28 protein-coding genes are annotated in these 26,713 nt (G+C 57.7%); 12 read left to right on the forward strand and 16 right to left on the reverse strand.

The features are described 5' to 3' along the window. The first annotated feature begins 4 nt into the window (after window positions 1-4). The 8 genes from P3M64_RS06580 to P3M64_RS06615 all read left to right on the forward strand — a co-directional run bounded on the left by P3M64_RS06580 (window position 5) and on the right by P3M64_RS06615 (window position 6,123). Window positions 5-217: a hypothetical protein gene (locus tag P3M64_RS06580; RefSeq protein ID WP_132940189.1), complete on the forward strand. Its 213-nt coding sequence runs from the start codon at window positions 5-7 to the stop codon at window positions 215-217. A gap of 607 nt (window positions 218-824) precedes the next feature. Continuing rightward, the gene (locus P3M64_RS06585) at window positions 825-1,202 is read left to right on the forward strand and encodes a hypothetical protein (RefSeq protein WP_132940188.1); all 378 of its coding nucleotides are present in this window, start codon (window positions 825-827) and stop codon (window positions 1,200-1,202) included. 254 nt (window positions 1,203-1,456) lie between these two features. Continuing rightward, window positions 1,457-2,035 carry a hypothetical protein gene (locus P3M64_RS06590; protein ID WP_132940187.1) on the forward strand — a complete coding sequence of 193 codons (579 nt, stop codon included), beginning with the start codon at window positions 1,457-1,459 and terminating at the stop codon, window positions 2,033-2,035. Window positions 2,036-2,037: 2 nt separating this feature from the next. Beyond that, on the forward strand, window positions 2,038-2,505 hold the full coding sequence (locus P3M64_RS06595; protein ID WP_132940186.1) for a hypothetical protein: 468 nt from the start codon (window positions 2,038-2,040) through the stop codon (window positions 2,503-2,505). Window positions 2,506-2,755: 250 nt separating this feature from the next. Further along, on the forward strand, window positions 2,756-3,685 hold the full coding sequence (locus P3M64_RS06600; protein WP_276157072.1) for a hypothetical protein: 930 nt from the start codon (window positions 2,756-2,758) through the stop codon (window positions 3,683-3,685). A 274-nt stretch (window positions 3,686-3,959) separates the two neighbouring features. Further along, window positions 3,960-5,113, forward strand: a protein-coding gene (locus P3M64_RS06605) for an IS3 family transposase (protein WP_276157019.1) whose coding sequence is annotated in 2 segments (ribosomal slippage) — window positions 3,960-4,221 and window positions 4,221-5,113 — 1,155 coding nt in all. Because the reading frame shifts where the segments join, the coding sequence is not laid out codon by codon here. A 316-nt stretch (window positions 5,114-5,429) separates the two neighbouring features. Then, complete coding sequence (locus P3M64_RS06610; protein WP_132939489.1) at window positions 5,430-5,714, forward strand: ribonuclease domain-containing protein; 285 nt, start codon at window positions 5,430-5,432, stop codon at window positions 5,712-5,714. 16 nt (window positions 5,715-5,730) lie between these two features. Further along, window positions 5,731-6,123 carry a barstar family protein gene (locus tag P3M64_RS06615; RefSeq protein WP_165886352.1) on the forward strand — a complete coding sequence of 131 codons (393 nt, stop codon included), beginning with the start codon at window positions 5,731-5,733 and terminating at the stop codon, window positions 6,121-6,123. A gap of 290 nt (window positions 6,124-6,413) precedes the next feature. On the opposite strand, the gene P3M64_RS06620 is transcribed toward P3M64_RS06615, so the two are convergent. The 11 genes from P3M64_RS06620 to P3M64_RS06670 all read right to left on the reverse strand — a co-directional run bounded on the left by P3M64_RS06620 (window position 6,414) and on the right by P3M64_RS06670 (window position 16,397). Next, complete coding sequence (locus P3M64_RS06620; RefSeq protein ID WP_132939487.1) at window positions 6,414-8,000, reverse strand: cytochrome D1 domain-containing protein; 1,587 nt, start codon at window positions 7,998-8,000, stop codon at window positions 6,414-6,416. A 12-nt stretch (window positions 8,001-8,012) separates the two neighbouring features. Continuing rightward, a complete protein-coding gene (nirJ, locus tag P3M64_RS06625) occupies window positions 8,013-9,218 on the reverse strand; it encodes a heme d1 biosynthesis radical SAM protein NirJ (RefSeq protein ID WP_132939486.1) in 1,206 nt (401 codons plus the stop codon). 39 nt (window positions 9,219-9,257) lie between these two features. Continuing rightward, complete coding sequence (gene ahbB / locus P3M64_RS06630; RefSeq protein ID WP_132939485.1) at window positions 9,258-9,755, reverse strand: siroheme decarboxylase subunit beta; 498 nt, start codon at window positions 9,753-9,755, stop codon at window positions 9,258-9,260. Then, entirely contained in the window at window positions 9,752-10,249 is a 498-nt protein-coding gene (locus tag P3M64_RS06635; RefSeq protein ID WP_243644796.1) for an Lrp/AsnC family transcriptional regulator, read from the reverse strand. The genes ahbB (P3M64_RS06630) and P3M64_RS06635 overlap by 4 nt, the downstream gene beginning before the upstream one ends. Next, window positions 10,246-10,752 (reverse strand): siroheme decarboxylase subunit beta, encoded by a 507-nt coding sequence (ahbB, locus tag P3M64_RS06640; protein WP_276157073.1) that lies wholly within the window; start codon window positions 10,750-10,752, stop codon window positions 10,246-10,248. Before ahbB (P3M64_RS06640) ends, P3M64_RS06635 begins: the two co-directional genes overlap by 4 nt. Next, window positions 10,743-11,192: an AsnC family transcriptional regulator gene (locus tag P3M64_RS06645; protein WP_207893178.1), complete on the reverse strand. Its 450-nt coding sequence runs from the start codon at window positions 11,190-11,192 to the stop codon at window positions 10,743-10,745. The genes ahbB (P3M64_RS06640) and P3M64_RS06645 overlap by 10 nt, the downstream gene beginning before the upstream one ends. A gap of 7 nt (window positions 11,193-11,199) precedes the next feature. Then, entirely contained in the window at window positions 11,200-12,390 is a 1,191-nt protein-coding gene (locus tag P3M64_RS06650; protein WP_276157074.1) for a cytochrome D1 domain-containing protein, read from the reverse strand. Continuing rightward, the gene (locus P3M64_RS06655) at window positions 12,380-12,757 is read right to left on the reverse strand and encodes a c-type cytochrome (protein WP_243644794.1); all 378 of its coding nucleotides are present in this window, start codon (window positions 12,755-12,757) and stop codon (window positions 12,380-12,382) included. Before P3M64_RS06655 ends, P3M64_RS06650 begins: the two co-directional genes overlap by 11 nt. After that, window positions 12,717-13,592 carry a uroporphyrinogen-III C-methyltransferase gene (cobA, locus tag P3M64_RS06660; protein WP_243644793.1) on the reverse strand — a complete coding sequence of 292 codons (876 nt, stop codon included), beginning with the start codon at window positions 13,590-13,592 and terminating at the stop codon, window positions 12,717-12,719. The genes P3M64_RS06655 and cobA overlap by 41 nt, the downstream gene beginning before the upstream one ends. A gap of 127 nt (window positions 13,593-13,719) precedes the next feature. Beyond that, window positions 13,720-15,411, reverse strand: coding sequence for a nitrite reductase (locus P3M64_RS06665; protein WP_132939484.1), 1,692 nt, complete (start codon window positions 15,409-15,411; stop codon window positions 13,720-13,722). 257 nt (window positions 15,412-15,668) lie between these two features. Next, a complete protein-coding gene (locus P3M64_RS06670) occupies window positions 15,669-16,397 on the reverse strand; it encodes a Crp/Fnr family transcriptional regulator (RefSeq protein ID WP_132939483.1) in 729 nt (242 codons plus the stop codon). A 480-nt stretch (window positions 16,398-16,877) separates the two neighbouring features. On the opposite strand from P3M64_RS06670, the gene P3M64_RS06675 reads away from it, so the two are divergent. After that, complete coding sequence (locus P3M64_RS06675; protein WP_132939482.1) at window positions 16,878-17,243, forward strand: c-type cytochrome; 366 nt, start codon at window positions 16,878-16,880, stop codon at window positions 17,241-17,243. Window positions 17,244-17,499: 256 nt separating this feature from the next. Here P3M64_RS06675 and tsaD read toward each other — a convergent pair whose 3' ends face one another. Genes tsaD through tsaE form a run of 3 tightly spaced genes read right to left on the reverse strand, consistent with a single transcriptional unit; the run spans window position 17,500 to window position 19,708 of the window. Further along, window positions 17,500-18,507: a tRNA (adenosine(37)-N6)-threonylcarbamoyltransferase complex transferase subunit TsaD gene (gene tsaD, locus P3M64_RS06680; RefSeq protein WP_132939481.1), complete on the reverse strand. Its 1,008-nt coding sequence runs from the start codon at window positions 18,505-18,507 to the stop codon at window positions 17,500-17,502. Then, on the reverse strand, window positions 18,495-19,175 hold the full coding sequence (tsaB, locus tag P3M64_RS06685) for a tRNA (adenosine(37)-N6)-threonylcarbamoyltransferase complex dimerization subunit type 1 TsaB (protein WP_165886351.1): 681 nt from the start codon (window positions 19,173-19,175) through the stop codon (window positions 18,495-18,497). Before tsaB ends, tsaD begins: the two co-directional genes overlap by 13 nt. Next, window positions 19,169-19,708, reverse strand: a complete 540-nt coding sequence (tsaE, locus tag P3M64_RS06690) for a tRNA (adenosine(37)-N6)-threonylcarbamoyltransferase complex ATPase subunit type 1 TsaE (protein ID WP_165886350.1) — start codon at window positions 19,706-19,708, stop codon at window positions 19,169-19,171. The genes tsaB and tsaE overlap by 7 nt, the downstream gene beginning before the upstream one ends. 543 nt (window positions 19,709-20,251) lie before the next feature. Here tsaE and P3M64_RS06695 point away from each other — a divergent pair. Further along, window positions 20,252-20,668, forward strand: coding sequence for a globin family protein (locus P3M64_RS06695; protein ID WP_132939478.1), 417 nt, complete (start codon window positions 20,252-20,254; stop codon window positions 20,666-20,668). Here the strand turns inward: P3M64_RS06695 and P3M64_RS06700 are convergent. Further along, window positions 20,665-21,075 carry a hypothetical protein gene (locus tag P3M64_RS06700; protein WP_207893177.1) on the reverse strand — a complete coding sequence of 137 codons (411 nt, stop codon included), beginning with the start codon at window positions 21,073-21,075 and terminating at the stop codon, window positions 20,665-20,667. The two genes, P3M64_RS06695 and P3M64_RS06700, sit on opposite strands and share 4 nt — an antisense overlap. A gap of 84 nt (window positions 21,076-21,159) precedes the next feature. Continuing rightward, entirely contained in the window at window positions 21,160-24,309 is a 3,150-nt protein-coding gene (locus P3M64_RS06705) for a bifunctional diguanylate cyclase/phosphodiesterase (RefSeq protein WP_132939477.1), read from the reverse strand. A 212-nt stretch (window positions 24,310-24,521) separates the two neighbouring features. On the opposite strand from P3M64_RS06705, the gene queA reads away from it, so the two are divergent. Then, window positions 24,522-25,580, forward strand: a complete 1,059-nt coding sequence (gene queA, locus P3M64_RS06710; protein WP_132939501.1) for a tRNA preQ1(34) S-adenosylmethionine ribosyltransferase-isomerase QueA — start codon at window positions 24,522-24,524, stop codon at window positions 25,578-25,580. Further along, entirely contained in the window at window positions 25,577-26,704 is a 1,128-nt protein-coding gene (gene tgt / locus P3M64_RS06715) for a tRNA guanosine(34) transglycosylase Tgt (RefSeq protein ID WP_132939476.1), read from the forward strand. Before queA ends, tgt begins: the two co-directional genes overlap by 4 nt. The last annotated feature ends 9 nt before the right edge of the window (window positions 26,705-26,713 follow it).

The raw sequence follows: 26,713 nt of genomic DNA on the forward strand, positions 1-26,713 counted from the left end.
CGATATGAAAGTAATAAACCCGTCGGAAGAAAAATTAACGGTCGATATGGGATTGGATGACCTTTTAATTTTGAACGCGGCCCTCAATGAGGTCTGTAACGGCGTTGGGATTTTTGAATTTGAAACCCGAATAGGCGTCAACCGCGACCGCGCGCAATTGCTTTTGGCGCAACTTGGTGAAGCTATCGACACGGCGACCCCTGCCGACGATCAATAATCGCAACGGTCCATCGCACCGTGCGTCACCATGCGGATACGATTACCTGTAGTCGTTCAGGGTATCAAGGTGGCGAAAGACGCAGGGAAAGCGGTCACCCTTGGCGTCAATGCCGCAAAAGGCGCGTCACTCCCGCAGCCCGGAGTGCTGACCGCGATCGAAAAATAGGTCGCAAAGACGGGCGTAACGGGAAATTGGTCGATCTCCGGGGTGGGCTCCGCCCAATTCGTCGAGACGACGACGGCTTCTGTTGGTAAAGTTACCTACAGGGTCCAGAAAAGCTTGATGGTTATGTCATTGCAATAGGTCCAGATGGCGAAAAATATGTCTTCGGGAACCATTCTCTAGAGGGCACAAGCGCAGGGACCTTGCACACCAAATGGAATGAACGGCAATTTTATGAACAACTCTTGACTGCAGAAAAAGCACGAGATGCCATAAAAAATATCGAGGCGAGAACAAAACTACAGAAAATCGTTGAGGGGATGCGAGCAGTTCTAAACTTGTTGAATGGATTTGGCGGCGGGCGATGATTCAATTTTTAAGAAAGATTACTAAGCTGCCCCGGATGTGGAGGATTGCATTCATATTCGAGGAATCGTGGGACTTGCTCGCCCAAGATAAGCTCATTGACGCTGAGACTTTGTTTGAAAAAGGTGAGCATCTATTGGGTGTTTTGCCATATGAATATAAAATCATGAAAGGTACAATTAAATTTAGGCTAAAAAAGCGCGATGAATGCATGGAGTTATTCAAAAATGCATATATCGATGTAAGTAATAGCAACTTGTCAGAAAGTGACAAATTGTACCTAAAATATTATATGTACAGCGTTTTAATAATATATAAAAAATTCCTCCACGCCGATCTTGACGGGGTTGAAGAAGTAACAAACTCTAGTGTTTCATTGAAAGAAGTAAGCTCATGTTGGAAGCGTCGATTCCCATGTCGAGACCATCCCGATTGGGATAAATATGGCGTATAGTTCGACGCAAGCATGAGTGCGGCGGCGGATTGGCATTTCTGTACAGAAATGCCAATCGCCTGACACTCGCCGCTCCGGGGATCGGATGGTTTACGCGGCTTTTTTCGTTTTCTTCCCGTCCCCCAGCCCCCACGCAACGGAGCAATCACCGCGCGCCTGAGTTCTTTGAACGCGGGATTGTCGCCGTGAGATGAGGCTCTCGTTCGGCGGCGGGTGTCGATGTCGCCCGCCTATCCGGCGCGCTGGCCGCCGCGATGGGCGGCTCCGATCCCAACACCGCCGTCCTGACCGCCGGTAACGCGGCCAAGAATAACGTCTTTTGCGGCGAGCTGTGTATCGCTGCGGTTGTTGTAGCGATTTCTACGGCCTATAGCGCCTATGCCGGGGGTGGGAAAGCCGTCACCCTTGGCGTCGATGCCGCAAAAGGCGCGTCACTCCCGCAGCCCGGAGTGCTGACCGCGATCGAAAAACAGGCCGTGAAGACGGGCGTAACGGGAAATTGGTCGATCTCCGGGGTGGGCTCCGCCCAATTCGTCGAGACGACGACGGCTTCTGTTGGTAAAGTTACCTACAGGGTCCAGAAAAAGCTTGATGGTTATGTCATTGCAATAGGTCCAGATGGCGAAAAATATGTCTTCGGGAACCATTCTCTGCAGGGCACAAGCGCAGGGACCTTGCACACCAAATGGAATGAACGGCAATTTTATGAAGCATTGAAACAAGGAAACGAATTTTTATTAAATACTAAGAGTCCTATATTGAAAAAAAGATGGGAAAAAATCGTATATATGCTTTCAAATGTGGCAAGATTAATTGTGAATATGAATAAATAATAATGTTTTCATTTATCATAAAAATATATAAAGCTTTCAAGGCCAGCATGTTGCTTTCTGAAGCGTGGGATGCCGTTGCATCCAATCGTATTGAAGATGCCGAAGAATGCTTTGTATCAATTAATAAAATTGTTCCGGATTTATGTGCGGAGCACCAGATTATGGAGGCTTATATAAAATTCAGAGCATCAAAATATAGAGACGCTAAAGAGTTGTTTGACATTGCTTGGAAAAAAATTGATCTAGATGAACACCTTAGTTCGGATGAGAAATTATATTTTAAGGGATTTGTCCTTGGTCCTGCTCAGATGACGATATTTTTCTTAAAACACAGAAATAATTTAGAACCTAATTATAACAACATTCATAAATGTAATATCTACGGGGTTGACCTCCAAAAAATTAGCAAAAAGTGGAAGACCCACTTCCCAATGAGAGACCATCCCGATTGGGATAAATATGGCGTATAGTTCGACGCAAGCATGAGTGCGGCGGCGGATTGGCATTTCTGTACAGAAATGCCAATCGCCTGACACTCGCCGCTCCGGGGATCGGATGGTTTACGCGGCTTTTTTCGTTTTCTTCCCGTCCCCCCCCACGCAACGAAGCAATCACCGCGCGCCTGAGTTCTTTGAACGCGGGATTGTCGCCGTAAGATGAGACTCTCGTTCGGCGGCGGGTGTCGATGTCGCCCGCCTATCCGGCGCGCTGGCCGCCGCGATGGGCGGCTCCGATCCCAACACCGCCGTCCTGACCGCCGGTAACGCGGCCAAGAATAACGTCTTTTGCGGCGGGCTGTGTATCGCTGCCGTTGTTGTAGCGATTTCTGCGGCCTATAGCGCCTATGCCGGGGGTGGGAACCCCCTAGCCGGTCTTGACGTCATCGCCGAGGGCAAGGACCCGATACAAAAAATGCTGACCACGGGTGTGGCTAAATCCGTGGCCTTTTCTTATTCGCGATATCCCAATGCCACGGCGACGGTTTTGCATACCCTGGGCGACGCCATCGACACGGCCGGTGTGTGGGTAAGAATTGTCGACGACAAGACGGGCAACGTCATCAGCGACGCCTGGGATCAAATTCCGCCGGAATATCGCAAGAAAATTATCGGTCTCGCCGATCTGGGGGAAATGGGGGTCACCCTTTATGTCTCGGCGTCCGCGATGGCGAAAGTCATCCAGGGTGTCAAGGTGGCGGAAGACGCAGGGAAAGCCGTCACCCTTGGCGTCGATGCCGCAAAAGGCGCGTCACTCCCGCAGCCCGGGGTGCTGACCGCGATCGAAAAACAGGTCGTGAAAGTGGAGTTGATTAAAAATGCACGATATGCACCGAAAACATATAGTTTGATGTTTGACGCAAGGAGTCCCTTTGCGGGTATGAGTGTGGAAGATGTATCTTCAGCGCTTCGCTCTGGTAGTATTAAACCCTCAGATGTGCCTATTAATTACATTGTTCGTGATGGTAATACCCTTATTCTCAACACACGTTCATCTCAAGCGCTCAAGGCCGCAAAAATCTCCCCTCCAAAATGGCGTGTAATAAATCGCACAGGAAGTGATAAGTACGAAATCATGCTAAGCAATCAGTTAAGGCGCAATAAGTTAACAAGCGAGGGTGTGGATACGGTAAGGAAATCGAGAATACCATAATGAAAAAAAACCTCTCCTAGAGTTACCATATGCGTCTACGTCACTGATACATGCTGCAATGGTGGAGAGTGACGTTGCGGATAGAATCATCCCTCTAGATTTCGATGATGAGGGACAGAAACGCTCCTATATCTTGAGATTTACCAAAGTTCGGGCATGCCGAGAACGCTCCGAAATTTACTGTACCATGTGGCATATTGATGGTGTCTATGACGTGAGCCCCGTTTTCTCCTCCATTTTTGGGTAGAGTCCATCACCTAAGAAGGAGATGGAAATGAAGCGTTCACGTTTCACGGAAGAGCAGATTATTGGCATTTTGCGCGAGCAGGAGTCTGGGCAGAAGACCGTCGACGTTTGCCGCCGCCATGGCGTCAGCGAGGCCACTTTTTATAAATGGAAGTCCAAGTTTGGGGGCATGGAGATTTCCGACGCCAAACGGTTGAAGGCGCTGGAAGCGGAGAACAACCGGCTCAAGAAGCTGTTGGCCGAGACGATGTTGGACAACGCCATGCTCAAAGACATCAATTCAAAAAAGTGGTGACGCCCGCCGCCAGGCGAGAGGCCGTCGCTTATCTCCGTAGGCAATATGAGGTGAGCGAACGGCGGGCGTGTCACGCCACCGGAACGGACCGCAGTTCAGTGCGTTATCGGTCCATCAAGCCGGATGATGCGCCGATCCGTGAGCGCCTACGCGCGCTGTCTGCGGAGCGGCGGCGATTTGGCTATCGTCGTTTGCACATTATGCTGTCCAGGGAAGGCGTACACATGAACCAGAAGAAGCTGAGGCGCTTATATCGAGAAGAAGGCCTTCAGGTGCGTAAACGCGGCGGGCGCAAACGTGCTTTGGGCACACGGGCACCAATGCTGCTGCCGCAGGGACCGAACCAACGTTGGTCCCTGGATTTCGTCTCGGACGCCCTGGATGACGGACGGCGGTTTCGCATTCTGTGTGTCGTCGATGACTTCACGCGCGAATGTATAGGGCTTGTCGCTGATACATCCCTGTCAGGTTTGCGTGTGGCGCGGGAACTTAATGCGATCATCATGCGGCGGGGCAAGCCGCACATGGTGGTCAGCGATAACGGCACCGAACTGACCTCCATCGCAATCCTCAAGTGGTCTCAGGAGCGGCGGATCGAGTGGCATTACACCCAGCCGGGCAAGCCAACGCAGAACGCCTTCGTGGAAAGCTTCAACGGGCGGCTGCGTGATGAATGCCTTAATGAGACGCTGTTCAGCTCTGTGCGCCATGCCAGGGCCGTACTGGCAACTTGGAAGCATGATTATAATTACGTCCGGCCGCATTCCGCGCATGGCGGAGCAACGCCGGTGGAATTTGCCGATCAAGCTGATATGGGGCATGCCCCATATCAGCTTGATCAAAGTGCTCACAAAGGGCAATGTTTTGAAACCGGACCCTACCCATAACTGGAGGGAACTCGGGTCTCACGTCATCTATGATCAAGTCTGTGAAATCGAAAAATCGGACTGGGTTTCAGAATTAAAAACGGCAGCCGAGCCTGATATGCGCCATGATTGGGTCATGCGGCATTTCATGATTTATATTGATAGCTTTGGGTGTCTTGAGGTTATCGCTGAATCTGTTTTTCTTGAGGATGTTGATAGAATTTAAATAAATTCAAGATTACGGACACGGTTACGTGTGACAGATTGACCTGCCCCCCCAAAAACGGGGTGAACCGCCCCCAAAAGCATCTACCATGCGGAAGAACTCTCTTCGTGAATGACCGGTCTTGGGGGGCAGGTCATTGACCTAAAACCGACGCTGGATCGCATCGCATCAGGAACAAAACTCGCCTATAAGAATGACGGAAGTATATTTAAAAATTTTCCCTTGCGAGGTAAATCAGCACCGGAGCTTCCAATTAAACCTACTGGTTATTATAGGGAATACGTTCACCCAACACCTACAATATCAGGAATTGGTCCGCAAAGGTTAGTCACGGGAAAAGGCGGTGAAATCTATTACACCCCTGATCATTATACGACATTTATCCGCATAAGGTGAGTTCTGGAGAATGGACATGGCGCCCGATTCGACAACGAAGTTTGAGTATGGCAACTATTCTATCTCGGCCAATGACCTTGATTCTTGCATAGCCACCCTTCCCATAGGCCTTGTGGGGCAAGAACAACTCTTATATGCGCTATATGAAGTGCTAAATTTCCCAGGCTGGTTTGGCTTCAATTGGAATGCTCTTTACGATTGCCTCCGTGATTTTAGTTGGATAGAAAAAAATAAAATTATCCTCATTCACAAAGAATTTCCAAAATTAAGCAATAAAGATATGAAAATTTATCTGGATATTTTGTCAAATTCTATAAATGATTGGAGGTCTGATGATAAACACGAGTTCAAAGTTATTTTTCCGGTCCATACTAGAAATAATATTGAAGCGATATGGAATAAAAGTTAATCGGAATGTACAGTGATGCCAATCGCCTGACACTCGCCGCTCCGGGGGTCGGACGATTTACGTGGCTTTTTTCGTTTTCTTCCCGTCCCCCTCCCCACGCAACGAAGCAATCACCGCGCGCCTGAGTTCTTTGAACGCGGGACTGTCGCCGTGAGATGAGACTCTCGTTCGGCGACGGGTGTCGAAGGCGCGGTAAAACCGTTGTTCATCGAAGGCCTGATGACGATAACCGGTACGACTACAGCCCGACACTCTATGCTCTGGGCGCCTCCCGCCCGGCGCGCCTTTGCCTAGTGACTGGTGCCACGGGAATAGGTGATCTTGTTGTAGACGTTGTATTTGCCGACCGGCTTTTTCATCGGGATGCGTTTGACTTCCTTGAAGGTCTTGGCGTCGTAGACGACGATGGCCCCGTTCGTGTCCCAGATGCTGACCAGGGCGTGCGCGCCCGAGCGGTCGAACTCGACATGGGCGGACGTCTTTCCGGGGGCGGGACGCAGGGTCTTGACGATTTTCAAGGTGCGGGTGTCAATCACCTGCATCGCGTCGCGGTTGGGGCCGAAGAAGACATCGACCCAGGCGTAGGGCGAGTTTTTGTGACCGCGCATGAAAAATCCGGGGCCCAGGGTCTTGATCCGCTTGATGGTCTTCCAGGTCGTCATGTCGATGACGCTGACCACGCCGTCCTTCAGGTGCGGGGTCGCCATCACCGGGCGGCCCTTGTAGGTGAAGGTGATGCCCGAGCCCAAATGCGGCATTCCCGGCAGGTCGATATCGGCGATCTTCAGGCCGACGTTAAGGTTGATGACCTGTCCGCCCTTGCCGTTGCGTGACGCCCCGACCACCGTGTCGTAGCCCTGATCGAAGAAGAAATCATCCAAAATAGACGCCAGTTTTATCCGCCGGATGGGAAACTTTCCGGTATCGAACGCCCCTTCCAGCATGCCTTTTTCGTAGCTGTGGATCATGCCCTTGGCCACCGGCCGGGGATGGTCCTCGTAGGAGATTTCCCAAATTTCGGGAATGTCCTTCAAGGCGACGATGAAGCTGTGGCGCGGCGGGGCGGTGTACACGGCACTGACCCTGGAGGTGACGCCGTGCGCGTCCTCGACCTTGATCTCCTTGATCGGACGCAGGTTTTTGGCGTTCAGCAGAACCAAGCTATGAGGCAGGTAATTGCCCGCCAGCACATAACGCCCGTCTGCGGAAACGGCGATGTTGCGCATGTTGATCCCGGCGCGGATCTCGGCCACCGGCTTGAGGTTATAGAGGTCGTACATGCTGACCCAGCCGTCACGCGAGCCCAGATAGACGAACCGTCCGTCGGGCGAATATTTCGCCCCGCCGTGCAGCGCGAAACGTGACGGAAAGCGCCACAGCGGGGTGAAGGTGTCGCCGTCCAGAATGGTGACATGATGATCGCCCGCCTCGACCACGGTGAACAGGTTCAAGGGGTCGCCCTTGTAGACCGGGTGAGGGGGAAGGCCGGCCGGATCGTTATGCAGAACGTAGCTGGCCTTGATCTTATCCATATCCCAGGTCGGGCGTACGGCGGGCGGAGTGAAGATAAAGTCCCGCAACGCCGCGATCTGATCCTTGCGTAGAACGGTCTTGAACGGGGGCATTTGCGTCGCCGTGCGCCCGTCGGCGATCACCGCCAGAGCTTTTTTCCGCCCCGTGCGATGGAGATTTTCGGGCAACAGCGCGGGGCCCATGCCACCCAGGCGACCGACGCCGTGGCACGTCTGGCAATGCTGGACATACAGCGCACCCGCGTCGATCGCCGGGGCCGCGGCGCGCGCGCCGGGCGCAAGGATAAGACCGAGAGCAAAAGTGAGAACAGCCCCCGACAGCGCGCCAAACACCATCCGTTTCATCGTCGCCACCCCTTACCCCACGATCCGGGCGCGGGCATGGCGCGAGAACGGCGTCACCGTCATCCTTTCGCCTTCCCCGCCGACACCGATCTCCTCGTCGCTTAAATAACAGCCCGGATCCTCGGCCCAGGGATCGCCCGATATCTGATGGGCGCGGGTGCGGGTGTTGCCGTTGCAAATCTCCAAATGGCGGCACCCGGCGCAGCGTCCACCGACCGGGCGCGGGCTTTGCTTGAGCCCCGCCATCAAGGGATCGCGGGTGTCCATCCAGATGTCCGAGAACGGGCGCTCGCGCACGTCGCCCAAGTTATGGTGCCACCACATGGTGTCCGGGTGGACATGGCCCAGATTGTCGATGTTGGCGACATTGACCCCCGAGGCGTTGCCGCCCCAACGGCGCAACAACCGCTCGATATGCTCGGCGCGGTCGGGGAAACGCTCGCGCACCCACATCAGAAGGAACGGTCCGTCGGCGTCGTTGTTGCCGGTGACAAATTCCTTTTTTCCGCCTCGGGCGCGATCGTCGAGGCAGGCCTCGAACAGGGTGGTCATCGCGCGGCGGGTCATGACGTGGTGGGCGTCGTCCATGCGGTTATGGTTGCCCCGTCCGGCGTAATTGAGGTGCGAAAGATAGAATTTATCGACCCCCTCGTCGTCCATCATCGTCAACAACTGGGGCAGTTCATCGATATTGTCGGTGGTCATGGTGAAACGCACGCCGACCTTGATCCCCATTTTTCGGCACAGGCGCAGCCCCCGCATCGAGGCCTCATACGCCCCCTCCCGGCGGCGGAAGCGGTCGTGGGTTTCGCGCACGCCGTCGATGCTGATGCCGACATAATTGTAGCCCACCGCCGCGATTTCACGGATTTTTTCATCATCGATCAAGGTGCCGTTGGTCGATAGGCCGACGTAAAAGCCCATTTCCTTGGCGCGGCGGGAAATGTCGAAGATATCGGGGCGTAGAAGCGGCTCGCCGCCCGACAAAATCAACACCGGAACCCCAAAGGCCCACAGATTATCCATCACTTTGTAAATTTCTCCGGTGAACAGCTCGCCGGGAAATTTTTTATCCGCCGAAATCGAATAGCAATGCTTGCAGGTCAGATTGCAGCGCCGGATCAGGTTCCAGATCACCACCGGGCCGGACGGCGGACGCGCCGGGGTGAGCGGCCGGGGGTTTAACACCTCGTCGATAAAACGCGACAACCGAAACATGCGCTTTCTCCTTGTCCGTACGCTTACCCGGATTGCGGCCTAAAGCCGTAATCCTGTTTTTTTTAAAATCTCCGTGCTCAACAAAACGTCGCCGCCGGCCGCCGCCGCGCCCAATAAGCGGCGGATGTCGTCGATGTGGCGATCCACCCCCGCCCGGTCCTTGCCGTGGACCATGGCGAACAGGTTATAAGGCCAGCGTGCCCCGGCGCGGGGACGGCGATAGCAATGGCTGACGAAGGCCAACGCCCCGACCGCGGGCCCCAGCGTCACCAGCGCGTCGTCGGCGACGTCCCACACCGTCATCGCATTAACCCGGTAACCGAGGCGGTAATGATTGGGGACCGCCCCGATGCGGCGAATAATTCCCGACGCCAGCATTTTGTCCATGCGCGCGCGGACCTCGCCCCCGGGAATGCCGACCGCGCGACCGACCGCGTCGTAGGGCCGGGGGTGCAGAGGCAATCCGTCCTGAGTCGCCCGAATCAACGCCCGGTCAATGGCGTCGATAGGGGTGGGGATGGGAGTGGTCGCCGTCATGCCTCGAACCTCAAACCGATAAAATATTCCTCTTCCTTGGGCACGTTGAGCACGTCCAGTCCGGTTTCCGCTTCTATGGCGGCGATGACGCGAGCGATATCGCCGGGTCGTTCGGTGGCGATCACGAACCACATGTTGAAAGCATGATCGCGACGGTAATTGTGCGCCACCTCGGGGTGGGCGTTGACCAGGACGGCGATCCGCGCGAAATCGTCGTCATCGACACTCAAGGCCGCCAAGGTCAGTCCACCGCCCATTTTCTCGGCATGGTACATCGGGCCGAAACGGCTCAAAACACCCCGTTCGAGCAGACTTTTCAGGCGCTCGATCAGGGTATCCTCGGCCAGTCCCAAGCCTTCGGCGACATCGCGATAGGGCCGCTCGCCGAGTGGGAACCCGCCTTGCAAGGCGTTGACGATGGTGCGATCGACAGCATCCAGGGGGGGCTCGTTTCGCGCGCCGGACGGCGCCGCCTTCGGGCTGTGCCGGGTCATTCGGCCGCCCTTTCGCAGGTCAGATAGTGCGCCCCACGCTGCTTGAACTGGCGAAGACTGAACAAAATTTCACGCGGTGTCTCTAAAAGACCGAGACGACCGGCCAGGTGCTCAACCTGGTCGCGCACCGCATCGCGGGCGACGCCGTGCACCATGCAGAACAGATTGTAACGCCACTGCGGCAAGCGGCGCGGGCGGCGGTAACACAAGGTAACGTATGGAACTTCGGCCATTTTCCGGGCAATCCGCCCGACGTCGTCGTCGGGCACGTCCCATACCGCCATCGCATTAGCGGTGTATCCCAACGTGTGGTGGCGCACGACAACGCCGAAACGGCGGATCACCCCCCTGTCGATCAGACTTTTCAGTCCGTCGATCACCGCCGCCTCGTCCAGGCCGAGGCGCGCGCCGACATCCCGGTACGGACGCGCCGTCCTCGGCAGACCGTCGGCGATCGCCCCGATCAGCGCCAAATCTTGCTGCGATACCGCCATCATGTCCATTTAAGGTCGAACCCCAGGTCCAGGTGATAGTCCTCGATCATCGGCAGATCGAGAATCGCCAACTGCGTTTCGTTTTCAATCGCCGCGATCACCCTTTCCAGGCGCGCGCGCGACGGGGCGGTAATGACGAACCACAAATTGTAGGCGTGGTCGCGTTGGTAGTTGTGATTGACCTCGTCGAACGCGCTGACGAAGGCGGCGACGCTCTCCAACCTTCGGGGCGGCACCGCCATCGCCGCCAGGGTGCTTGCGCCGACCGCACCGGTTCGCACCACCGCCCCGATCCGAGAGATGAAATCGCCGTCGATTAGGGCGTCGTAGGCGGCGACTACCGTTCGCTCGTCCACCCCCAAGCGCTCGGCGATCACGGCATAAGGGCGCGGCGTCAGCGGAAAATCATGCTGGAACTCGTTCAACAGGCGTTTGTCGATAGTGTCCATGGCCACCTCACAAACCAATTTTTCCGGCCCGGTCGGTCATGAAAATCCCACTCGGCTTATCGACCGGAAGCACTGCGATTTTCTTGAACGTGCGGGTATCGAAGACATCGACCACGTTGCGGTCGCGCACCGAAATCCACACCTGTTCGCCGCGCGGCGTGAATTCCAGATGCAAAACCCCCGGTCCCAACTCCAACGACTTGATCACCTTCAGGCTCTTCACATCAATGACCTGAACCACATCGTTCAAGGGATGGGCGAAATTGACCCAAACCTGCCGCCCGTCGGGACGCGAGACGACAAAAACCGGCTGGCCATGCGTTGGGATATGCGCCACTTCGCGCCACGTCCTGCGGTCCACAACCAAAACTTCATGATGCCCAACCGCGGGCAGGAACAGCAGTTCTCCCGCCGCCGCCCAACCTTCGAGATGGGGCATTTTATAAACCGGAAGAACCTTCTGTCCCCGTCCGTAGCCATTCAAAATACGCTGCACGCCCTTATCTAAATTCCACAGATCGAGTTTGGCCAAGCCGTCCTCGCCAAACAACCCCGCGATATAGGTCCGTCCGTCCGGGGTGATCATGCCGTCGTAGGGCATCTTGCCGATGTTTTTAAATTTTCGAATGGCCGGATGTTTGCGATCGGACATATCGACGACCCAGATCTGCCCGGCGTCGTATAGGGTAAAGACGAATTTATTGCCCGGCGCATCGACCAAACCCACGGTCTTGGAGCGCTTTCCCCCATCGTAAACGGCGGGAATATCGGCGATCGGGGCCAGGGTCTTGGCGTCGAAGATACGCACCCCGCCCGGCGTATAGTTGGATACCGCGACCATGGCGCCGTCCTGGGAAATCGCCCCGCCGATGCTGTTGCCCGCCTGCATCACGCGCCCGGCCAGGCGCCCGGTCAGCAGATCGACCTTGCTCAGACCGCCGTCCCGCCCGAAAACATAGCCGTAGCGTCCGTCGCGCGAATATACCACCGAGGCGTGGCTGAGGTCCCCCAGGCCACCGACGGTCCATAACTTCTTGTGGGTGGTCGTATCGATTACCGCCACTTTCCCGCTGGACCGCTCAATAATCATCCCCAGGTCCCCGGTGCCGCGCAACGGCCCCACCGACGCGCAAGCCGAAAGCCCCATCAGAAACAGGACCGCCGCCGCCATTTTCAGTCCCCGGCGCTTAATGTTCATCGGCTACCCCTTCCTTGATCCGCCGGGCCAACCACAAGGCCTCGTCTTCATTGATTTCGAAACGCCATGGCGGCATCGGCGTGCCGGGCACGCCGTTTAAGATAATCGCCGCTAAAACCTCGGCGTCCTTACCTTTCAAATTACCCGGCAGCAACGCCGGCCCCAACCCGCCCTTCAGAGTTGAACCATGGCAAGATCCACAATCCTGGATCAATTGATAGATCAACACCTTTTGACGTGGCGCGGAAGGGTCTTGGGCCAGCGCCGGTGCGGCGAGAAACGCCGATACAAGAGTAAGCACGGCAAGGCCGTGCGCTTTTTTTATGTTATGCGCCAACGGCTTCGGCGCGATCGGATGTTTGCTCACAAGGGGACTCCGTCTGCATGCGCGAAAAAACCTGCTCGAATTGCGCGCTTTCGGCCCCCAATATATCGGCCAGGGCGACAACGCGCCCAATCAAAATCAGAACCGGCCCCGTCATCGACGCCGCCAGGGCCTTATCATGGATCGTGCTCAAGGTGGCGCGGCAAAGTTGCTGATTTTCGAGGGTCGCGCCGGCGACCGCCAGCGCCGGGGTCGCCCGATCCAATCCGGCGGCGCACAACCGGTCGGCGATGACGCCCAAATTGGCCAACCCCATGTATAGCGCCAAGGTCGTATCTGGATTGGCGAGGCTGTCCCAGTCCAGATCGAGCGGCGCACCCGCCCGGCAGTGACCGGTCACGAAGCGCACCCCGGTAGCCATTCCCCGATGGGTCAACGGCACCCCGATCGCCGCGCCCGCACCCGCCGCCGCGGTAATGCCGGGGATCACCAAAAAGGGAACGCCGCTGCGCTTGAGTTCGAGCGCTTCCTCACTGCCGCGGCCAAAAATATAAGGATCGCCGCCCTTCAGGCGGACGACCGTTTGTCCGTCCCGCGCCAAACTGACCAACAGGGCGTTGATACGCTCCTGAGGCAAGGTGTGTTGATTGGTTTTCTTCCCGACGTAAATTTGCGTCGCCGTCTTGGGGACCAGCGCCAGCACCGCATCGGAAACCAGGCGGTCGTAAACCACGACATCCGCCCGCTCGATCGCCCTCAAGGCCTTCAAGGTCAGCAGCTCGGGATCGCCCGGTCCGGCGCCGACCAAATAAACACAAGGAGTCCCGCCCTTTGCCGGACAAGATCGGAGAGTCGTCATGTTCTGGAGTTTTGTCATCAAGGGCACTCCACTTCGGGTTCTGCGCGCGGCGCACGCAGCATTGAAATTCGTTCGCGGATCGCCTCCGCGGAAAGGCCGAGAGGGCAGCCGGCGAAATAACCGGCCGCCCCATCGAGTACTAATATTAGTAGATATCGTGCATCGTATTGTACACGTTAAATTTTCCGGTCGGGGTGATCAGACGCGGGTCCTTGATGACGGCCTTCAGCTTACGGGTTTTGTCATCGATCACAACGATCGCGGATTTCTGCTTCTTGCCGTTCCAGACCGAAAACCAAACCTCGTCGCCGGCCTTGTTGTATTCACCTTGAACGACGCGCTTCGGCCCCGGACCCAGGTCGGCCCACTTGGCGATCGGCAAGCTGACGATCGGTTTGTCCAGGTGGTCGATATCGAACACGCCGACAGCCTGGTAATTTTCCTCATCCGGGCTCAGCGGATCGTCAACCCATAGGTTATGGGATTTTGGATGGGTCTTGATAAACAGCGACCCCCCGCCCAGGCCTTCGAGGTTGCGCACCACTTTCCAGGCGTTCTTGGCGTGCTTCACGGGATCGGTGCCGATCACCGAGATCATGTCGTCACCAAGATCGCTGGTCGCCCAAACCGGGCCGTATTTGGGGTCGATGAAGTTGGCCCCGCGTCCGGGATGGGGTTTCGAGCCGACGCCCTCGGTGATCTTCTTCACCAATTTATCTTTCTTGGTGTCGATGACGACGATGGTGTTGCGGGCGTTGGCGGCGGTCAAGAAGTACCGTTTGGTGCTGTCGAAGCCGCCGTCATGAAGGAACCGTTCGGCATCGATCGAGGTAATCTTCAGGTTATGAAGATCTTCGTAGTTGACCAACAGAACTTTTCCGGTTTCCTTGACGTTGACGACGAATTCGGGGTGATAGTGCGACGCCACAATGGCGGCGACCCGCGGCTCGGGGTGGTATTCCGAAGGATTATCGACGGTGAAGCCCCGGGTCGAGACCACCTTCAACGGTTCCATCGTAGCCCCGTCCATGATCACGAACTGCGGCGGCCAATAGGTGCCGGCGATGGCGTATTTGTCTTCCCAGCCCTTCATCTTGGAGGTTTCGACGGAACGCGCCTCCATGCCGACCTTGATCTCGGCCACCGTCTGGGGGACCTTCATCCACAGGTCGATCATATTGACCTTGGCGTCGCGGCCGATCACGTACAGATAGCGCCCCGAGGCCGACAACCGCGAGATGTGCACCGCGTAACCGGTTTTAATCACGGTGATGATTTTCTTGGTGTTGCCGTCAATTAGGGCGACTTCCCCGGCGTCGCGCAAAGTCACCGAGAACAGGTTCGAAAGATCCAGATCGTTCATCTTTTTGGTCGGACGCTTCGACGGCGGCACGATTAGTTTCCAGGTCGCGCGCATTTCCTTGACGCCAAATTCGGGCGGCTGCTGCGGCTCAAGCATCAAATAGCGCGCCATCAAGTCGATCTGAGCGGGACTCAGTTCGCCGGAGGTGCCCCAGTTGGGCATCCCCGCGGCCGAGCCGTAGGTAATGAAATCCTTGAGTTCTTGAAGGCCCCGCTTGCGCGTGAAGCTGGTCGGCAGCGGCACGCCCGTGGCGCCCTTGCGCAGCACGCCGTGGCAACCCGCGCAACGTTGGAAATAAATCTTGTTGGCCTCGGCGTGTTCGGCGTCGGTTAACTTCGGAACCTCGAACGCCTTGGCGGCGTCGTCCTTTTTGGCGGCATCGGCCGCCCCGGCCGGCCCCGCCAGGGCGAAGGACGACAGCACGCCAATCGTCAGCGCGCCGACAATGGTTGAACGTATTGGTTTCGTGAACATTATTCCCTCCGATGATGGAGACGTCCGTGTTTCCCCATAGAAAAAGACGCCCCCAGTATGCGTGAATATGGTCTGCATATTGGCAAGACCCTACCGGAAGGAAGAACGGTCTGCTTTGATAATAATCAAGAACGACTCGTATTCTTGATTTCTTTATCGCAAGTCGAAATTACGCCGCGGAGACCCCAATTACGCCGCGGAGACCCCAATTTTCCCTTTCCCGTCCGAAAAGGTCCGCGGCGCGGAACAATCGGAGATCAAGACGGTCGGCGAGCCTCGGCGTGATAGGTCTCGATCGTATTGTCGTCAAGCATGTATTCGCAATACCGCTGCAACGCCACGCGGTCCTTGATCACCACTTTGGTGCCGTTGCTCGCAATTCCAATTTCACGCAACTTGGCGAACGCACGCGAAAGAGTCTCGGGCTTCATCCCCAGGCGTCCCGCCACCAGCATTTTGTCGTAGGGCAGGTGTAGGACCTCGGAATCGGCGTCGGAACGGCTCAACCTGAGGAGGAATTCGCCAAGGCGTTGCGACGACGTCTTCACCGACAATTGTTCGATCGCCAAAACGTGCGCGCGCAAACGCCGGGACATCGACGCCAGCATGTGCATCGCCAAGGCGTTATCGTTCTCGATCTCGCGCACAAAAGGCGCGGCGGGGACCGCAAGAAACCGCACATTGCTCACCGTTTCGGCGCTGACCGGATAGACGCTGCTTTCGAAAATCGCCGCCTCGGCGAAGGATTCCCCACTGGTCAACACTTCGATAACCGCCTCATCGCCACCGGAGGTCTGGCGGTACAACTTGATCCAACCGCTCAAGACGGCATAAAAATGGCTCGCCGGTTCGCCTTGTAGGAACAAAACCGTCCCGCACCTTTCCTCATGCAGCGCAGCGTCACGGAGCAAATCCTCCAAGCGGACGGGAGGGATGCTCGAAAACAAAGGCACTTGACGAAGCAGGGATAAGTGAGCGGCATTCATCGGGAATTTCTCCTAAACGGATCGCGTCCTTCTCGTTTTACGCGTTCACCCCGACAAGAGCAATGGCCGTCACACGGCCAGGGAAAAATGGCCGTCACACGGCCAGGGGGAAATGGCCGTCACACGGCCAGGGGGAAATGGCCGTCACGCGACGGGCGGAAACCGCCTTTCGCACGACCCAAATCCAAAACCCCGCCCCAGTCCGGAAAAACAAAAAATGATCATTTGATCAATAGGTTATCTGAAAAACCTTCACCCGATTTTCTTTCCCTAATTGAAATTGTGGGCTAACATCCACTACGTGTGCGAACGCCATCAATTCAGGGTGGGCGAACCATATTCCGCCCGTCTTCGCGTACGAATGAGAGCGGGCGAAATGACATAAGGGTTCCACACAAAAGTTTCCTGAGAGCGCATCGCGGATTTCAGGGCTTAGGCTGATTTTAGTATTTTAGTGTTTATTGTTGGAGCGTAATTACAATGACAAAACGAACGATCTTTTCGCTCGTCATCGCAGCCGCCTTTATGACGAACGCCGCCATCGCAGCCGCCGACACCGGCGAGGGCGAGAAACTCTTCAAAAAAAAATGCGGCTCATGTCATAAAATGGATAAAAACGTCGTTGGCCCAAAGCTCAAAGGCGTTGTCGGGCGCAAGGCCGGCAGCACTGATTTTCCCAATTACAAAGCCTTAAAAGATGCGGATTTCGTCTGGGACGAAGAGAAATTAAGCGCCTGGATCGCCAACCCGAAAAAATTCATCGGCAAGAGAACCGCCATGGTCGGAAAGGTGAGAAGCGCCGAGGATCGTAAAGCGATTATCGCCTACTTAAAGTCCTTCCAGTAGGCTCCGCCCGTCCACGCGGCCCCCTTTTAAAGACTGTCACGCCACCGAGGCGTTCTCGCGACAAAGCGAGACGAAGGGGGTCGCGGGACGGGGTCGCCGGGACGGGAAGGCGAGGCCTGACGCGGGGCGGCGCGCGGCGCGCATCGCGACGCCAGCCCCGAGCCGGCTCCCGCGTCAGGCAAAAATCTCGCCATGGGCCTGCCTCATGGGCCTACCTCATGGATATGCCCGCCCAGCGATATGCCCGCCCGGCGGATCAGTCGCTGATGTTCGGCACCGCGCGAAGGTCTAAAGTGTCACGCCGACCCGCCGCGTAATAATAGGACGCCAAACATCCCACCATGGCCGCATTGTCGGTACACAACGCCGCGCGGGGATGAATCAGACGCAGGTCGGTCTGCGCCGCCGCATCGGCGAAGCGCCGGCGCAATCGTCTGCTGGCGGCGAGCCCACCGCTGACCGTGATCGTACCGACGCCATAACGATCCGCCGCACGCAAGGTTTTCGCCACCAAGACATCACAGACGCTTTCAAAAAAGGCCGCCAGAACCGGCTCCTTGGCGATGTTCCCTTCGGGGCTGAAATGCGCATCGTGAAACCGTTTCATCGCCGTTTTCAGGCCGCTGAAGGAAAAATCCAAATTATCCTGGTTCAGCAGCGGGCGAGGAAAGTCGTAATCACCGGCGGCGGTCACCATGGCGATATCGTCGATCGCCTTGCCGCCGGGCATGGGCAATCCGAAAATACGCGCCACCTTATCGGCGCATTCGCCTGCGGCGTCATCGACGCTGCGTCCGACGACCGTCCAATCCCCATGTCCCCGCTGATGGATCAATAACGTGTGTCCCCCGGCGACCACCAGATTGATTAACGGGAAGGTCACGTCGTCGTGCTCGATCATGCCGGCGTAGGGATGGGCCTCGATATGATTGATCCCGATCAGCGGTATATCCAGGGCGTAGGACAGGGATTTGGCCACCGACAGGCCGACCAGGATGGCCCCCAAAAGACCCGGCCGGTTCGACGCCGCGACCCAGTCCAGGTCCCGGTATGACAGCTCCGCCTCGGCCAGGGCGCGGTCGATCAGCGGGTGGATCACCTCCAGGTGGCGGCGCGAAGCGCGCTCGGGAACGACGCCGCCGAACGCCTTGTGGTCTTCAAATTGGCTGATCGTCAGGTTCGCCAGAACAGTGTTGGCCCCACGCACGATGGCCACGGAGGTGTCGTCGAAGGTGGTGTCGATCGCCAAGCCTAGGGCTGCCATCTGCGCGTCGTCTCCGGTTTGATATACAAAGGGGTGGGCAAGGTCGAACCGCCACCATCCGCCCCGGACGTCCGGCGGGCGTGGGCGACGCGCGCCAGAGACGCGAAGGCGTCCTTGCCGTCGATCAGCGTCAGCGCCGAGAGACGGTTCAACGTCTCGAAAGCGAGGGTGTTGCGCATCTGCGGGGCGCGAAAAATCACGGGGACCCCGGCGCCGATCGCGGCGAAATCGTCGAAAGGCCGCACATCGATCTCGCCCTGGGGCGACGCCACGCCATCGCGCCGGGCGAACTTTTGCCAGAATACCTCGTCGCGCACGCAATTGAGGGCGCAAAAAAACGTCGCCCCCTCTTCCTCCGGACCGAGCGCCGAAAGGACGTCCAGCACCCCGATCCCAAGAACCGGAATGGCGCGCACCCGGGCCAGGGTATTGGCGATGGCGAGGCCGATGCGGGTGCCGACGAAAGACCCCGGACCGATGCTTACGGCGATCCGCTCGACCTTATCCAAGTCGGCGTTCCCCCGCGCCATCAACGCCTTGAGCGCGGGAAAAATTTCCGTATCGAGGGCGCGCCCGGCCGTTCCGCTGACGGTATTTTCAAGCGCGCCTTCCCGGCTTAATCCCAAAAAATATCGGGCGTCGGTGGTATCCAGACACAATGTCAGCATGGCGCGTGCGCGCCCTTGTCCGAACCCGGCGCAAGGACGGTGAGGCCCCGCACCTCGGCCAACGCCCCAAGAGCGGAGAACAGCGCGCCATAGCTTTCCCCCCGCGCGGAAACGGTGACACGGCGGGCCGCCGTGTCGCCATCGACGTTTCCCAGTGAAATTTCCAGGGTATCCACCCCTTTCAGGAAATTCAGCGCCACATCGGGCCATTCGATAAAGGTCGGACCGTCGGGGTTGAGCCAATCGCCATCGTCCAAATTGTACAGATCGTCCGGACTTTCCAGGCGGTAGAAATCGACATGACAGACAACAACGTCGCCCTCGTACCAATTGGCGATAGTGTAGGTCGGCGAGGTGACCGCCTGGGGGGCTATGGCGTACTGTGCGCAGACCGCCTTGACCAGAGTGGTCTTACCCGCCGCCAAATCCCCACGGAGCAAGCACACCGCGCCGGACGGCAAACACCGCGCCAGGCAAGCCCCCATGGCTCGGGTATCCTCCAGCGATTTTAACACGGCTGCAAACGTCATCATCCGGCGCATCCAAATCCCAACGCCTCCCCCAAACCCTTTTAAATGAGGAGGCGAGCGCCGTTATCGTCTCCTGGCGCATATAATTCAAGGTTCTTTCGCACCACGAAACGCCAACGAAAGGCGCGCGGCTCGCATCGAAGTGAAAAAATCTCCTCTTGCGGAGACGCAGCGCATATTATGATTAAATAATATGCAAGATATTATTATTTTAGTATACTGCGCAATAATTAATCAGAAAAATACAAACGACGATGAACGCCACCGTGCGCCCCACGCTAAGACCGGACGATCCCCCTCTTCCCGGAATAGGTCCTGACCCTCGTCAAACGAAGTAAAAATATCAGTTTTCCGACATTCGTCCCCTTACAAAGAGGCGTACGGTGGCGGCGTGCTTTCGACCCGGTCTCTGGCATGTTTTTTGCGGAAACTATGCCGATCTTGTTTAACGCCACTCCGGTCGCACCTAACATCCGTGCCTTCCCGGATGTGTCTTCCCGAACCGGAATTTATTTCTATGGATATTTTCAAATACAGGAGAACCCCATGACCCCCGCACAAATTTCCCACGTCCAAAGCAGTTTCGCCAGCGTCGCTCCGATCAGCGATCAAGCGGCGACGCTGTTTTACGGTCGCCTGTTCGAAATCGCCCCCGAGGTCAAGCCGCTGTTCAAAGGCGACATGCGCGAACAGGGCGCAAAATTGATGAAAACCCTAGCCATGGTGGTTGGCGGACTGAATCGTTTGGAGACAATTCTACCCGCCGTCGAGGCGTTGGCCATACGCCATGTCGCCTACGGCGTTGAAGACCGCCACTACGACGCCGTGGGCAGCGCCTTGTTGTGGACCTTGGAGCAAGGGTTGGGCGACGCCTTCACCCCCGAGACTCGCGAGGCGTGGAGCATCGCCTACACGACCCTAGCGGACGCCATGATCTCGGCCTCGGCGAAGGTCTCCGCCTAGCGCCCCGGCAACGCCAGAATCAATTCGCGCCCACCATAGCCGTCGCGCTTATCATGGGCGCGGATGCGCACCCGGTGCATCGCGGGCGGAATGCGAAGGCTGCCCAACGCGCGGGTGAACGGCTGTTCGTCGTCATGAGGATGGAGAAGGACGCGAGTCCCCAGGACCGCCCCCGCTGGAGAGAGAATTTCGAAGCGATCGGCGTAATGCCCCCAGCCCTGATCGTCGTGGCGCACGGTGACATCGAAACGGTAGCGCCCCCCACCCAGGGGCGTCGCGCGGGCGGCCACCACGTCGGCCTTGCCGGCGAAGGCGGGCGGCGTTTGCAGGCCGACGACCGCGAGTGCGAGAAACGCCCCCACCCCGATTACGATCCGTCGTTTGGCCTTCGGTTTCAATTCAAGCATGCGGGCGCAATCCTCCTGCGATCACTTCGCCACGACCAACGTACCCCACCCGTTCGCGGCTGAGGATCACAAGCGCGTGAACGCTTATTTCTTGCGGATAAAGGCCTGCATTTCGCCACTCCCCATGGGCTTGGCGATAAAGTAGCCCTGTACCTTATCGCACCCGTAAGCCAACAGGAGATCCCAAACCGCGCGATCCTCGACCCCTTCGGCAATGGTTTTCAAGCCCAGATTATGCGCCAAATCGATCGTCGAACGGACAATCGTCGCATCGTCGGCGTTGTGGGCCATGTTGCGCACGAAACTCATGTCGATCTTCAACGCATCGGCGGGCAAGGCCTTGAGATAGGCGAGAGACGAATATCCCGTGCCAAAATCGTCGATGGCGATGGAAAAGCCCATCGCACTCAAGCGCAACAACATATCCCGGGACAGTTCGGGGTGACTCATAATCGCGCTTTCAGTGACTTCCAGATCGATCCATTCGGGCGCGATCCCCGCCCTGCGAACCAACCCCATGATGTAATCGGGCAATCCGTCATCAAGTAAATTGCGCGCGGAAAGGTTAACGGCCACGCGAGTCGGCGCGCCATCGTCGGCCCACGCCTTGGCCTGCGTCACGGCTTCTTTCAAGACCCAATGGGTCAGCTCGCCGATCATCCCGGTTTGTTCGGCCAGACCGATGAACTCATCGGGCATGATCCAGCCTTCGCGCGGGTTGTTCCAGCGGATCAAGGCCTCGACACTGTCGATCACGCCGTCGGACATATTCGCCTTGGGTTGATAATGAAGAACGAATTCGTTCGCCGCCAGCGCCGAGCGCAGTTCGCTCAACAACATAAAGCGCCGTAGACTGAACGGATCCTCCTCGGCGCGGTAGACCTTGACCTCCAAACCATCCTTTTTCGCCATGCGCATGGCGATGTCGGCATGCTGGAGCAGGGGCTCCGGGGCGTCTCCATGGTCGGGATACTGGCTGACACCGATACAAAGCGAAATGTCGAGGGTGGCGTTCCCCAAAGTCACCGGATGTTCCAAAACTCCGCGGATGCGCGCCATGATGTTTTCCAAGTCGTCCTGCACGCCGTCGGCGACAATCATCGCAAACTCGCCGCCGCCCAAACGCGCGATGGTATCAACTTCACGCATGGTCGCGCGCAAACGGTGCGCCAGTTCGGCGATCAAGGCGTCCCCGTTTTCGTGACCCAGGGTGTCGTTGACCTCTTGCATGCGATCGATGTTCATCACCAAAACCTTCAGTTGTCCGTCGCGACGGCGGGCAATTCGTATGGCCTGGTTCAGCCTATCTTGGAGTAGCGAACGGTTCGGCAAGTCGGTCAACGGATCGTGCAAAGCCAAATGTTCAAGCTCATCGACGTGGGATTTCCGTTCGCTGATGTCTTGAACGATCGCCATATACACTGGGGGAATTTCGGCGAACGACGAATGGACCCGAAGTTCGACCGGATAAAATGAGCCGTCCTTGCGATAATGGCGTCCCTCGAATCCGACCATTTCTCTTTTTCCCCGAACCAGGGGAGACAGCAGAAGCTCGAATTCCTCGCGGGTCATATCCTTTTTCAGGTCGAGCGGCGTCATCTCGTGCAATTCTTCCTGAGTGTAACCGAGGTTGCTTTGCGCGCCTTCGCTGACATCGAGGAACTTTAATGTATCGACGCTAAAGACATAAATTTCATTCCACGAATGTTTTAAAATTCGCCCTAGGCGTTCCGTCAGCGCCTCGGCGCGCCGTTCTTCGGTAACATCCATCACGGTGCCGCGCAGGCGACCGACACCCCCATCCTCGTCATGGACGACGCGTCCCCTCCACTGCACGATACGCTCCTCGCCATCGGGGCGCACGATGCGGTGGCTTTCATCAAAGCCGCCCCCCGCACGCACGCCGCGCTCCCCGCGCTCCCCGCGCCCCCCGCGCCCTATGTCGGTGATGGCGAGTTCAAACCGGGCGCGGTCATCACTATGGATCAGCCCGAGGAACCTGCGTAGGGTGATCGCCTCCTCGGTATCCTCGATGCCGAAAATTTTATAGACCGAGTCCGACCACCACAGTTCACCCGAACGCCCATCCATATCCCAATTGCCGATTTGCGCCGCGCGCTGAGCGTCCCGCAAGCGGGCGCGTTCGCGTTTCATGGCGACGATGTGCTTACGTTGCAGATTGGCGCGGTTTTCAACCTCCTCCATGGCCTGGGATTGGGCCTTGGACAACGCCTTTTCCGTGCGCCCCAAAAAATAATAAAAGGACAACAAAAGAAGGCTTCCGATCGCCGCCCCGACGATCGCGACACCACCGATCAAGTCAACAAAATCGGTATGATGCGCGGAATATTCGTACGCCCCCGACAAACTGCCGATAGGCCTTCCCTGAAAATCCTTCACGGTGATATTGCGGACCAAATAGCGGCGTGAGCCGATATTCTCGCTCCTGATTTGACCGTCCACCTTCGCCAACAAGGGAAAAAATCGTCGATCGTCGGGCCAATCGGCGGTTCGCACGACCATCACCGCCTTTGAATTTTCCGCCCACGCCCCGGCCCGGCCCAAGGCTTTCATGCCGGCCTCCCATCGCGCCCGATCGAGATAGGCTTTACGCACCGTCACCGCCAATTTCAACCGCAGAACGGCGGCCATGTCGGTGATCACAGCGCCGATTTCCTGACCGATCTCGACCGCCCCCACGAGAATTTTACCGTTGAATATCGGCGTGACATGCCAAAGCGTTAGGGTATCGGACGCCCCCAGCGCCACGCCCCCGACCGAGGTCGCCGTGCGCAAGGCTTGGCCAACCAAGCCGTGATCGTCGCCCTTGGCGGCATCCACACCGACATCAAGAGCGCCGCCCGGATAGGCGAGCACATCCCCGCTCGGATCCAGAAACCTGAAATGCATGATATCGAACTCACGGGGCAGGTTGGCGAAAATGCGCTTGGCGATGGCCGTCAAGCGGCCTTTGTCGCGCGCTTCGAGTGCGGCGATCACTTCCGGGTCGCGGGCGACCCACCCGACATTGGCCTTCAGCACCTTAGTCGAATTCTCAAGCGCATGGGTGTAATAACCATCCAATAAGAACAAGTTACGCTTGGATTCCGCCTTAAGAAAACGGCTTTGTTGGTAGAGAATCTCGATCGACGTAAAGCTAAGCAGGGTGATCAGGATTCCCGCCAAAGGCAACAGCACACGGGCGCGTAATTTCAACGGCCGTTTCAAAGTCATTGAGTCTCCCCCCCCAGAAGGATACCGCGCCTACTTTCTTCAAGCGCTTGTTATTGAATATCAATAAATTGGCCCGAGGTAAATTTTATATCGCATCCCACATCGTGCATTATCGTGCGTTAATGACGGTTTTTTTTATGCGCCGTTTTGTGTACGGTGCGCCGCGGCCCAAGAAACGGCGTTTTTCACGAATTAAGACAAAAGGCCCCACCATGAAGGTCAACGCCTTCGATTTTGAACTTCCCACCAGCGCCATTGCGCAGCACCCGGCCGAACCGCGCGATCGTGCGCGATTGCTGTATTTACCGACCGGCGATCGCCATGACGGACATTGCATCACCGATCTGCCTCGTCTCCTCAGGGCGGGCGACGTCATGGTGTTTAACGACACCCGGGTCATTCCCGCGCGCATGCACGCCGCCCGGGCCAGCGGCGGGCGAACCGAATTGACCCTGCACAAACAGGACGGCCCCGCCCTCTGGCGCGCCTTCGCCCGCCCCGCGAAACGTCTTGGCGCGGGAGAGGTGCTTACCATCGCCGACGGTTTCGCACTGCGGGTCGAGGAAAAGCACGACGGCGGCGAACTCCTGGTGCGCTTCGACAGAGAGGGCGCCGAGCTTTTAGCCGCCCTGGAGCGCCACGCCATCATGCCCTTGCCGCCATATATCAAACGGGGTCCCGAGGGCGATAGCGCCGACAGGGAACGCTACCAAACCCTGTTCGCCGACCGCCCGGGGGCGGTCGCCGCGCCGACCGCGGGACTCCATTTCACCCCCGCCCTGATGGACGCCATCGCGGCGGCGGGCATCCATAGCGCCCGCGTCACCCTGCATGTCGGCGCGGGTACATTTTTACCGGTCAAGGCCGACGACACCCAAAACCACGTCATGCACAGCGAGTGGGGCGAGGTTTCGCCCGAGACGGCGGCGGCGATTAACGCCGCCCGCGCCAAGGGCGGGCGGGTGGTCTGCGTCGGCACCACCTCGCTGCGCCTTTTGGAAAGCGCCACCGGCGACGACGGTGTCGTGCGCCCCTTTTGCGGAGACACCGACATTTTCATCACGCCGGGGTACCGTTTCAAGGCGGCGGACGTATTGATAACCAATTTTCACCTGCCCAAATCGACGCTGTTCATGCTGGTTTGCGCCTTTAGTGGTCTGGCGCGAATGAAAACCGCTTACGCCCACGCCATCGCCGCGGGATACCGCTTTTATTCGTACGGCGACGCCTGCCTTCTGGAACGGGCCGCCGAAGAAAAGGATCCGACGTGACTGATTTTTCCTTCGAATTGCTCGGCGCCGACGGCGGCGCCCGGCGCGGACGCGTGACCTGCGCCCATGGCGTCATCCAGACCCCCGCCTTCATGCCCGTGGGCACCGCCGCCACCGTCAAGGCGATGTTGCCTGAAAATGTCGCCGCCACCGGGGCCGAGATCATCCTCGGCAACACCTACCATCTGATGCTTCGCCCGGGCGCGGAGCGCATCGCCCGGCTCGGCGGCCTGCACGCCTTCATGAATTGGCCGGGCCCGATCCTCACCGACAGCGGCGGCTATCAGGTGATGAGCCTGAGTGAACTGCGCAAGCTCGATGAGAACGGCGTCACCTTCCGCTCCCATATCGATGGCTCCTACCACACTCTGACTCCGGAACGTTCGATGGAAATCCAACACCAGCTGGGATCGGACATCACCATGTGTTTCGACGAATGCCCGCCCTATCCGTCGGAAAAAGCCGACGTCGCCCGCGCCACGCAATTGTCGATGCGTTGGGCGGCGCGCTCGCGCGCGGCCTTCGTAAACCGACCCGGGTATGGGCTTTTCGGCATCAACCAAGGCGGCGTTCACGAAGACCTGCGCGAACAATCCGCCCAGGCGCTGAAGGAGATCGGCTTCGACGGCTACGCCATCGGCGGGCTTGCCGTCGGCGAGGGGCGCGCGTTGATGTTCTCGACCCTCGACTTCACCACCTTGATGCTGCCCACCGACAAGCCGCGTTACCTGATGGGCGTCGGCAAGCCCGAGGATTTGGTAGGTGCGGTGGCGCGCGGCGTCGATATGTTCGACTGCGTCCTGCCGACCCGTTCTGGGCGCACCGCCCAGGCGTTCACCCGCCGAGGGCCGGTCAACCTGAAAAACGCGCGCCATGGCGACGATCCGCGCCCGCTCGATGATCACTGTTCGTGCCCAACCTGCCGCAACTATTCGCGCGCCTATCTCAACCATGTGGTCAAGGCCGGCGAGATCATCGCCGCGATGCTGTTGACGTGGCATAATCTGCAGTATTATCAGGATCTGATGGCGGATATCCGCCGGGCGATCGAAAGCGGGACCTTCGCCGCCTTCGAGGCCGATTTTCAAAGTCAATACGGCCAAGGCGATATCGCCCCCCTTTAAAACCGGCGC

Origin of the sequence: Varunaivibrio sulfuroxidans, assembly GCF_029318635.1 — a bacterium.
In the GTDB taxonomy this organism is placed as follows: Bacteria; Pseudomonadota; Alphaproteobacteria; order Rhodospirillales; family Magnetovibrionaceae; genus Varunaivibrio; species Varunaivibrio sulfuroxidans.